The following is an 11,401-nucleotide window of genomic DNA, read 5'->3' on the forward strand; positions in this document are numbered from 1 at the left end:
TGGAGTAAGTGGTGTCTTCCGACGGGCCATACAGGTCGTAGACATGCTGCACATGCCCACGGCCATATAACGCATCCACCAGCGACTGCTTCAACGGTTCGCCCGCCAGATTGATGATGCGCACGCTTTCCGGGATTTGCCCGGCACGCTGCAAGGCTCCCATCGCCGAAGGCACGCTGTTGATCAGGCGCACCCGGTCTCGGGCCGCCAGCTCCGGCAGCTCCAGGGCATTGCGGGCACCAACGACAAAACCGCCGCCGGCCAGGGTCACAAACAGCTCCCACACCGACAAGTCGAAGCAGATCGACGTGGAGGCCAACACACCTTGAATGTCTTCAGGGCTGTAAACCTGCTGCGACCACTGCGTCAGCGCCGCCACGTTGCGGTGAGTAATGGCCACGCCCTTGGGCAGGCCGGTGGAGCCGGAGGTGTAGATCACGTAGGCCAGGTTGGCGGCGTGGACCGCAACGTCCAGATCCTGATCATCAACTTCCTGAGCATCCACAAACAGCACGTCAATCGAGGCATCCACCTCAAGCGCCACTGCAGCCTGGGTCAACAACACCCGCGCCTGGCTGTCCTTGAGCATGTACGCCACGCGCTCGGCCGGGTAATCCGGGTCCAGCGGCACATACGCACCACCCGCCTTGAGCACCGCGAGCAAGGCCACAACCATCTGCGCACTGCGCGGCATGGCCACGCCAACCCGCACTTCAGGACCAACACCCAACGCCACCAGCTTGCGCGCCAGGGCATTCGCCCGGCCGTTCAACTGGCGGTAGGTCAGGTGTTCATCACCCCAGATAACCGCCAGGGCATCGGGAGTACGCTGCACCTGATCCTGAATCTGCTGATGGATGCACCGCTCACGCGGGAAGTCCAGGGCGTTGGCATTCCAGGTTTGTTCAACCAACCGACGCTCATCGCCGTCAAGCGTGGCGAGTTGCGCCAGTACCTGTTCACTGCCGGCCATGAACCGCGCAAGCAACTGGTTAAGATGACGGGCAATCCCCGCCATCGTCCCGGCCGCAAACTGGCTGCGGTCATAGTGGTAGTGCAAGCCCAGCGTCTGCCCGGCATTGACGGAAAGTGTCAGCGGATAATTGCTCTGCTCATGGGCCACAACGGCACCAAATGACAGCCCGTCGTCCGCGCTTTGCGCCAGCGCCTCGGAGATCGGGTAGTTTTCGAACACCAACAGCGTGTCGAACAACGACTCCGTGCCCCATTCAGCCCAGCGTTGTATCTCGAACAGCGGCGTGTGCTCATGCTCGCGCAGCGCCAGGTTTTGCCCCTGAACAGTCTGTAACCAGTGGCTGACCGTCTCCCCGGCAAGCGGGCTGGCGATCACCGGCAGGGTGTTGATGAACAGGCCGATCTGCTGCTCGACGCCTTTGAGGTCGGCCGGACGCCCGGCCACGGTGGCACCAAAACAAACGCTTGCCTGTCCGGTATAACGCTGCAACAGCAATAGCCAGGCCGCTTGCATCACCGTGTTGACGGTAACTTTCTGCTGGCGGGCAAACTCGTTCAGCAGGCGCGTCTGGCGCGAATCCAGCACCTCAAAGTGACTGGCGTAGCCGGCATCTGCGGACAGCGGCGCGGCCACCGCCTGGGCCAGCCGCGTCGGCGCTTGCAGCGGTGCCAACTGTTGCCTCCAGAACGCTGCTCGCAGCGTCGGGTCCTGGGATTGCAGCCAGCCAATGTAGTCGCGATAGCGCGCCGGCTGGCGCTCGGGCTCTTGCCCGCTGTAGCGTTGCAGCACCTCACCGAGCAGCCGGGAATTGCTCCAGCCATCCATCAGAATGTGGTGGGAGGTGTAGATCAAATGGCACTGATCCGGCGCCGTGCGCACAACGGTCAAGCGCAGCAGAGGCGCCTGCACAAGGTCGAAACCACGCTGGCGGTCAGCGTCGGCCAGGGTATCGATTGCACCATCAAGTGCAGGGTGCTCCTGCCAGTCAAGCACAGTGAATGGCAACTCCAGTTGCTTGTGCACCACTTGCAGCGGTCGCTCCAGATCACCCTGCCACAGGAAGCCGGTACGCAGGATCTCATGGCTGTTCACGCACGCCTGCCAGGCCTGGCGGAAGCGCTCGGGATTCAGCCCGGTAACATCCAGGCGCATCTGATTGATGTAGTCGCCGCCACCTTGCTCATACAGGGTGTGAAACAGCATGCCTTGCTGCATGGCCGATAGCGGGTAGATATCTTCGACACCCGACAGGGCCAGCGGCAACGCATCCAGTTGACGCTGGCCGAGCCCGGCCAGCGGAACATCCGACGGCGTCAAACCACCGTTACCCAGTGCCGTGCAATGAGCGATCACGCTCAGCAGCTCAAGACGGTATTCATCGGCCAGGCGCTGTACCGTCGAGGCGTCAAACATCTGCCCGCTGAAGGTCCAGCCCAGGCTCAGTTCGCCGCCATATACCTGGCCATTGAGGGTCAGCCAGTTACCGAGCGCCGCTTCCGGGCTTTGTTCCAGCCCGCGCGCCTCACCCGAGGGAGCGAACAAAGCCTGCTCGTCATCGAAACTGCCATCGAACTGCCCCAGGTAGTTGAACGTAATCCTCGGCGCTGGCAGCGCCTGCAAGCGGCTGCGGGACTCTTCATCACCCAGGTAGCGCAATACACCGTAGCCAATCCCCTTGTCAGGAATCGCCCGCAGTTGTTCTTTCACCGCCTTGATCGAGTGCGCGACATCGCTTTCTACCGGCAAGCTGACCGCAAACAGGCTGGTGAACCAGCCCACGGTACGCGTCAGGTCAACGTCGTCGAACAGGTCTTCACGACCGTGGCCTTCGAGTTGGATCAGCGCACTGTCCTGCCCGGTCCAGCGACCAATAACCCGTGCCAGTGCGCTGAGCAACAGGTCATTGACCTGAGTACGATAGGCCGCCGGGGCGTCTTGCAACAGTTGCCGTGTGGCCAGGGCATCGAGCTGGGTGTGCACCGTCACCGCGTGGCGATTGGAGAGTGAACCGTGTGGATGGTCCACCGGCAGATCCGTCGACGAACCGCTCAACAGGTCTTCCCAGTAATCGAGCTGGGCACGCAACGTATCCGCAGTCGCCGCCTGCCCCAGGCGCTCGACCCAGGCCTTGAAGGAACTGGTCTTGGCCGGCAACACGCAACGCTGGCCGCTGGCGAGCTGCTGGTAGGCCTTTTGCAGGTCCTCGAACAAAATGCGCCAGGAAATCCCGTCCACCACCAGATGGTGGATCACCACCAGCAAACGCTGGCTGCCATCATTCAAGTTCGCCAGCACCGCCCGCAACAGCGGGCCGCGCTCCAGGTTCAAGCTGGCCTGGGCCTGGTTGCCCCATTGCTCCAGCGCCTCAAGCTCAATGTCCCGAACCTCCCGGACCAGCGCCTCAGAGCTCTCCCCCGGCGCCTGATAGCGCGCCGACCAACCTTGCGCCTGAGCAGTGAACGCCATCCGCAGCGCATCGTGATGAGTCACCAGATGCTTGAGCGCCTGCTCCAGCAGCGCCACGTCCAAAGTGACCTTCGGCGTGAGCATGACGGACTGGTTCCAGCGCGCGCGCTCAGGCACCGGCTGTTCAAAAAAGGCGATCTGTACCGGTGCCAAGGGTGCCTCACCGACGACTGCCGACTGGTCGATCACCAGCCCTGCGGCCAATTGCGCAACCTGGGCCAGGCCCTGGACAGTCTGGTGCTGGAACAGCTCTTTAGGGGTGAAACGAATCCCGGCCTGACGCGCACGGCTGACCACCTGGATCGAGATGATCGAGTCACCGCCCAGTTCGAAGAAGTTGTCGGTGACGCCGATGGCAGGACGTTTCAGCACGTCCTGCCAGATCACCGCGATACGTTGCTCAAGCTCGCTCTGCGGCGCCACATGGGCGTGTTCGGCCCGGCTGACATCCGGCAGTGGCAAGGCCTTGCGGTCCAGCTTGCCATTGACGGTGAGTGGCCATTGTTGAAGAAACAGCAAATGGGTCGGGACCATGTAATCCGGCAAGCTGGCCTTGAGCCCGGCACGGATCTGCTCACGCAATGACGCGGGTTGCAGGTCGCCTGCGGCCGCGATGATGTAGGCCACCAACACCTGGGCACCGGCGTTACCCTGCGCCAGTACCATGGCTTCACGCACACCGTCGAGGGCAAGCAACCGGGCTTCGATTTCACCCAGTTCGATGCGCAAGCCACGAATCTTCACTTGGTGGTCAATGCGTCCGATGTAATCGATCACACCGTCCTGGCGATAACGCACCAGGTCGCCGGTACGATAAAGTCGTGCGCCGCTACGCGAAGCAAACGGGTCGGGAATAAATCGCTCGGCGGTCATTCCCGGGCGCAGGTGATAACCACGGGCCAGGGAATCCCCTCCGATATACAACTCACCGGCCGCACCCGGCGGGCAGGGCTCAAAGGCTTCGCTCAGGACATAAGTGCGGACGTTGTCGATCGGCTTGCCGATCGCCACGATCGGGCCGGCAGGATCGACAGGCACCTCATGGCTGCTGGTATCAATGGTCGCTTCGGTCGGGCCGTACAGGTTGATCAAGCGCCCGCTCCAGCGCTGCTGCAACTGTCGGCTCAGCTCGGCACTCAAGGCTTCGCCACCGCACAACACGACCTTCAGCGACGCCAGCTGGGCATCGCTCGCTTCAGGCAGCAAGGCTTGCAGCAATGAAGGCGCCAACTGCAGGACCGTGATCCGCTGTGCCTCGACCTGCTCCCACAACAGTGACAGGCTCTCGGCCAACCCTGGTGGGGCCATCACCAACTGTGCGCCCGACATCAACGGTAGCCAGAACTCCCATACCGAAGCATCGAAGCTGAACGCGGTCTTTTGCAGGATCCGATCGCTGCTTTGCAGTGGCAATGTCTTGCACATCCAGGCCATGTGATTGGCCAGCCCCCGGTGACGAACCGAGACACCCTTGGGCCGGCCGGTGGAACCGGAGGTGTAGATGACATAGGCAAGGTTGTCGGGTTGCACGGCAATGTGCGGATTGGCCTGCAGCGTTTCGTCAGTGTCGGACAGGACCAGCACCTGGACGCCCGGCGGGATGGGCAACGAGTCACGCACTGCCGCCTGGGTCAGCAACCACTGCGCGCCACTGTCCTGAAGCATGTAAGCCAGGCGGTCGGCCGGGTATTGGGTATCCAGCGGTACATAAGCGCCACCGGCCTTGAGAATGGCCAGCAGGCCGACCACCATTTCCACGCTGCGCTCAACGGCGATGCCCACCAGCGCGTCAGGCCCGACACCCATGCTGATCAAGCGATGCGCCAAGTGGTTGGCGCGCTGGTTGAGTTGGCGATACGTCAGCTGTTGCTGCTCGCCTACCAGCGCTACCGCGTCGGGCGTACGCTCCGCCTGGGCGGCGATCACCTGATGCGTCAGGCCGCCAAAAGGCTGTGAGGTGGCGTTCCAGTCCTGCACCATCTGCTCGCGCTCGGCGACATCAAGCAACGGCAACTCGCCGACACGGGCGTGGGGTTGCTCGACGATTCCTTGCAGTAGGGTCTGCCAATGCCGCGCCAGACGCTCTATCGTCAGCGCATCAAACAGGTCGGTGGCATAGGTCAGGGCCGCTGCTATGCCGTCGTCGGACTCGTAGGTTTCCAGGGTCAAGTCGAACTGCGCAGTGCGGTTCTCCCAGGCCACGCCTTCGATAGACAGCCCGGGCAGCTGCAGTGCGAGCGCGCCAGTGCCGGCGGCCGCCATGCGCTGGTGGTTGAACATCACCTGGAACAGTGGTGCATGGCTGAGGCTGCGTTGCGGGTGTAACGCCTCGACCAACTGCTCGAACGGCAGGTCCTGATGGTCCTGCGCCCCCAGGGCGGCCTGGCGGACCTGGTCCAGCAGAACACTGAACGACTGCTCGCCAACTACCTCGGCGCGGAGTACCTGCGTGTTAACGAAAAAGCCTACCAGGTGTTCGGTTTCCACCCGGTTGCGGTTAGCGGTCGGAACCCCGACACGGATATCACGCTGCCCGCTGTAGCGATACAAGAACGCCTGGAAGGACGCCAGCAGCACCATGAACAGCGTGGCCTTTTCCTGCTGTGCCAATTGCTTGAGGCGCTGGCTCAGGGCATGCGGCAGTGCAATTTCAAAGCGCGCGCCGCGATAGCTCTGCTCGGCCGGCCGCGCACGGTCGGTCGGCAGCGCCAACACCGGCTGCTCGTCACCCAACTGCTCGCACCAATAGGCCAGTTGCCGTTCGCGCTCGCCGGCTTCCATCCAGTGACGCTGCCAGATGGCATAGTCGGCGTACTGGATCGGCAACGCCGGCAGCACCAGGGTTTCGCCGCGCTGGCAGGCGTCATACAGCTGTACCAGCTCATTGACCATCAGCTGGATCGAGCCGCCGTCGGACACGATATGGTGCTGCACAAACGTCAGGATGTGATCCTGCCCATCGATCTGCAGCAGGCTGACCCGCAGCAGCGGCCCCTCATTCAGGTCGAACAACTGCCCGGTCTGCGCTTCGACAAACCCGGTGATTGCCGCCTCGATATCGGCCTGTGGCGCCAGCACCGTCAAGGGCATGTCCAGGGTCGCTTCGGCGAGGATTGTCTGGCTTACCCCTTCGTCACGCTGCACAAAACGGGTGCGCAGGCTTTCATGACGGGCGATCAGTTGATTGAAACACTGCTGCAACGCCACCAGGTCCAGGCTCCCGCGCAAGCGCAGGACCATGGGCAGGTTGTACGCCGTGCTCTGCGGGTCCAACTGCCACAGGAACCACTGGCGTTCCTGGGCAAAGGACAGGGGAATCGCTTCAACGGCCGACTGTACCTCGGGAATGGGCAGGTTCGCCGGGGAAACACCTTCCTGAAGCATTTTCTCCAGGTACAGGCGACGCTTGTCGAGGGGCAAGGTAATGAAACGCCGAGCGATTCTCTGGGCGGCGTGGATGTCCATTAAACTTCCTCCATTTCGTCAAGCAGAAATTCCAGCTTGCTCAGTTTCGATTCATTGATTTGTTGCCCGCCGGCGTGTTCAAGATGGTGGGCAAAGTCTTCCAGGAGGGGGTGCTGGAACAGCAGTTGCGGGGTCAATTTCAAGCCCAGTTCAAGTTGAATACGCGACACGACATTCACCGCCAGCAGCGAATGCCCGCCCAATTCGAAGAAGTTATCGGTCAGCCCTACCTGCTCCAGTTGCAGCACCTGCTGCCAGATGCCGGCGACTTGCCGTTGCAGATCGCTGTGCGGTGCAACGTAGGCCTGTTGCAGCTGACTGGCATCCGGCGCCGGCAGCGCCTTGCGGTCGAGTTTGCCGTTGGGGGTCAGTGGCAGGCTGTCGAGCATCACCAGAAACGCCGGGACCATGTAGGCCGGCAGGGTTTCCATCAGGCGGGCCTTGAGTTCATCGCGCAACAGCACTTGCCGGTCGTGGCCGAGCTGTTCGCCCGGTACCACATAACCCACCAGTTGCAGGCCGACACCGCCCTCTCGGGCGATAACGGCGGCTTCGCGCACGGCCGGGTGTTCCTGCAGGCGTGCCTGGATTTCTCCCAGTTCGATGCGGAAGCCACGTATTTTCACCTGGTGATCCAGGCGGCCGACATACTCAATCACACCGTCGGCGCGATAACGCGCCAGGTCGCCGGTGCGATACAGCCGTTGCCCGGTGCTGGAAAACGGATGGGGAATAAAACGTTCGGCGGTCAGCCCGGCACGTTGATGGTAACCACGGGCCAGGCCTTCTCCGCCAATCAGCAGTTCACCCACCACACCCACTGGCACAGGCTGCAAATCGCTGCCCAGGATGTACAGATGAGTGTTGTCGATGGGCCGGCCGAGCCAGGCCTGCGGCAACGCCCGACTGAGTGGGTGTTGCGCCGACCAGATGGTGGTTTCAGTGGGGCCATAGAGATTCCACACCTGGTCCGACAGCGCCAGCATGCGGTCCGCCAGATCCTGGGCAAGCGCCTCGCCACCGCAGAGCATCTTGCAGCCTTGCAGCGCGTGCGCCTGGGGATTATCGAGCAACATCCGCCAGGTAGACGGCGTGGCCTGCACCACTGAAATGTGCTCGCGGCGTATCAACTCCAAGACTTGTGCCGGGTCTTGAGCGGCACTCTTGCCCGCCAGGACCACACGTGCCCCGAGCACCAGTGGCAGGTAAATTTCCAGCCCGAAAATATCAAACGAGAACGTCGTCAGCGACAGCACCCGATCACTGTCTGACAGGCCTGGGGCTTTCGCCATACTGGCGAGGAAGTTGCTCAGTGCCGCATGCCCTACCATCACCCCTTTGGGCTTGCCCGTAGAACCAGAGGTGTAGATCACGTAGGCGAGACTGGCCGCCGTTACCGGCACGTCCGGATTGCTCTGCGGGTAGGACGCCAGCCCTGAATGCCGAGGATCCAGATCCACAGTCGTCAGCGCCGAAGGAAGCACCAGCACATCCTTCAAGCGGGCCTGGGTCAGCAACAGGCCGATGCCGCTGTCGGCAATCATGTACTCCAGGCGATCCACCGGGAAATCCGGATCCAGCGGCACATAAGCAGCACCCGCCTTGAGCACGGCGAGCAGGCCCACGAGCATTTCAAGGCTGCGCTCCACGCATATCCCCACCAGTTGGTCCGGGCCTACGCCCAGCTCCAATAGCTTGTGCGCCAGTTGGTTCGCCTGTTCGTTGAGTTGACGATAGGTATAGGTCTGCTCGTTGAACACCGCAGCCACGGCGTCCGGCTGATGCAGAGCCCGTTGCTCAATCATGCTGTGCACCCGTAGCGCCGAAAGATCGGCGTCGGTGGCGTTCCATTGCTCAAGCACACGGCTGCGCTCGCCGTCGTCCAGGCTGTCAAACGTTCCCAGCGGGCGATCGGCATTCAGCGTCATGGCCTGCAGCAGGTTATGCAGTTGGGCGGCCAGCGCCTGGATCTGCCCCGGGGCGAAGAAACGCCGGTCAAAACTGTACTGCAGCGACAATGCCTCGCCGAGGTTGACCATCAGGGTCAGCGGGTAGTTGGTCTGCTCATGGCTATCAATCCGTCCGAAGTGCAAACCGTCTGGCGAGCTTTGCTCCAGGGCCTTGGACACGGGGTAGTTTTCAAACACCAGCAGGCTGTCGAACAGTGCTTCACCGCCCTGCCCCGCCCAGCGCTGGATCTCGAACAGTGGCGTGTACTCATGTTCACGCAAGGCCAGGTTCTGCGCCTGCAAGGCTTGCAACAACTGTGCGATCGTCTGCTCAGGTCGCGGGCTGACCACCACCGGCAAGGTGTTGATAAACAACCCGACCTGCTGCTCGACACCGGCCAATTGCGCAGGGCGCCCGGCGACGGTAGCGCCGAAGCATACACTCGACTGGCCGCTCTGACGCTGCAACAGCAAGGCCCAGGCCGCTTGCACCAAGGTGTTGAGGGTGACTTTCTGGCGGCGGGCGAACTCACTCAATTGCGTGGTGCGCTCAGCGTCAAAAAACTGGTAGTGATCCGAATAGCCCGTGCTGCCAGGTACCTCGCCCTGGGCCTGTGCCTGCGCAAGGCGGGTCGGTTCCTGCAGGTCAGCCAGTTGCAAGGTCCAGAACCGCTGGTTGGCCTGGCGGTCCTGGCGGTCCAGCCAGGCGATGTAGTCGCGATAACGTCCACCACGGCTGGCGTCGAACTGCCCGCTGTAACGTTGCAATACCTCGCCCAGCAGCTGCGAGTTGCTCCAGCCGTCCATCAGGATATGGTGATGGGTGTAGATGAAATGGTACTGGCTGGCACCGGTACGGATCAGCACCAGGCGCAACAGCGGCGCCTGCGCCAGGTCGAAACCCTGCTGCTGTTGCTCGGCCGCCAAGGCATCCAGGGCCGTCGCCACATCGGCGTGGCCGGACAGGCCATGACTGACAAAAGGCAGCTCGACGTGCTCCAGTACGACCTGCACCGGCTGCGCCAACTCGCCCTGCCAGACAAAGCAGGTGCGCAGGATATCGTGGTGATCCAACACCGCTTGCCAGGCCTGGCGGAAGCGTTGCGGGTCCAACCCTTCGACATCCAGGCGCATCTGGTTGACGTAGTTGCCCGACGCCTGCTCGTACAGCGTATGAAACAGCATGCCTTGCTGCATCGGCGCCAGCGGATAGATGTCGGCAATCGCCTGCGCGGGAATGGGCAGCGCATCCAGTTGCGCCTGGCTCAAGTTGGCCAGCGGGAAATCCGACGGGGTCACGGCCGCGGCACCCGACGTGCAGCAATGCTCCACCAGGCTTGCCAGTTCACGGGCATAGTCATCCGCCAGGTTCTGGATGGTCGCGGTGGCAAACATGGCCGGGCTGAACGTCCAGCTCAACCGCAGTTCGCCATCGAACACCTGGCCGTTGAGTGCCAGCCAGTTATCCAGCGGCGCCTGCGGGCTGTGCTCGGCACCACGGGCTTCGCCCGACGGTACAAACAGCGCACCGTTGTCGTCCTCAAAGTGACCGTCCAGTTGCCCCAGGTAGTTGAAGGTAATCCGCGGGGTCGGCAATGCCTTGAGCGCCGCTTGCGCCTGCGCGTCACCCAAGTAACGCAGCGCGCCAAAACCCAGGCCTTTATCGGGGATGGCGCGCAGTTGTTCCTTGATACCTTTGAGAGATTGAGCCTGGTCCGCAGCCGGCGTCAGCTTGACCGGGAACACACTGGTGAACCAACCGATGCTGCGGGTCAGGTCGACGTCGTCAAACAGGTCTTCACGGCCATGCCCTTCCAATTGGATCAAGGTGCTCGCCTGGCCGGTCCAGCGGCAAACCACCCGCGCGAGCGCCGTCAGTAGCAGGTCGTTGACCTGGGTGCGATAGGCCTTGGGGGCGTTTTGCAGCAGTTGGCGGGTGTGCGCCGGGGTCAAGGCGCTGTGCACCGTGGCACCTTGATCATTGCGCAAACCGGCTTCGGGATCGAGGCACGGCAAGGCGCTGTCGACGTCGGCCAGCAGCGTTTGCCAGTCATGCAACTCCTGTTGCAGGCGTTCAGTTCGGGCATAACCTTGCAGACGCTGCGCCCAGGCCTTGACCGACGAAGTCTTGGCCGGCAGTGCCACAACGCGGCCCTGCTGCAGTTGCTCGTAGGCGGTTTGCAGGTCTTCGAACAGGATGCGCCACGACACGCCATCCACCGCCAGGTGATGGATCACCAGCAGCAGGCGTTGGCTGCCGTCAGCCAGGGTCGCCAGTACCGCGCGCAGCAGTGGGCCATTGCTCAGGACCAGGCTGCGCTGGGCTTCGTCACCCAGTTGCTCCAGCGCCGAAGCGTCACTGATGCTGCGTTGCCACAGCAAAGGTTGCTCGCTGACCGGCTGGTAAGTCGCTCGCCAGCCATCAGCCTGCTGGACGAAGCTCACGCGCAAGGCATCGTGCTGCACCAGCAGGGCGTGCAGGGCGTGTTCCAGATGTTCAGGGTTCAGCGGCTGCGTGGTCTTGAGCAGTACCGACTGGTTCCAG

2 protein-coding genes are annotated in these 11,401 nt (G+C 62.5%); both read right to left on the reverse strand.

The window, feature by feature from the left end; translation table 11 throughout:
• The coding region (locus P3C29_RS32255; RefSeq protein ID WP_275966435.1) for a non-ribosomal peptide synthetase at positions 1-6,907 on the reverse strand (6,907 nt) is incomplete at its 3' end.
• A partial coding sequence (locus tag P3C29_RS32260) for an amino acid adenylation domain-containing protein (RefSeq protein WP_275966436.1) occupies positions 6,907-11,401 on the reverse strand: 4,495 nt, incomplete at its 5' end. The genes P3C29_RS32255 and P3C29_RS32260, both read right to left, overlap by 1 nt.

This window comes from Pseudomonas sp. 1912-s (assembly GCF_029269205.1).
Taxonomy (GTDB): Bacteria; Pseudomonadota; Gammaproteobacteria; order Pseudomonadales; family Pseudomonadaceae; genus Aquipseudomonas.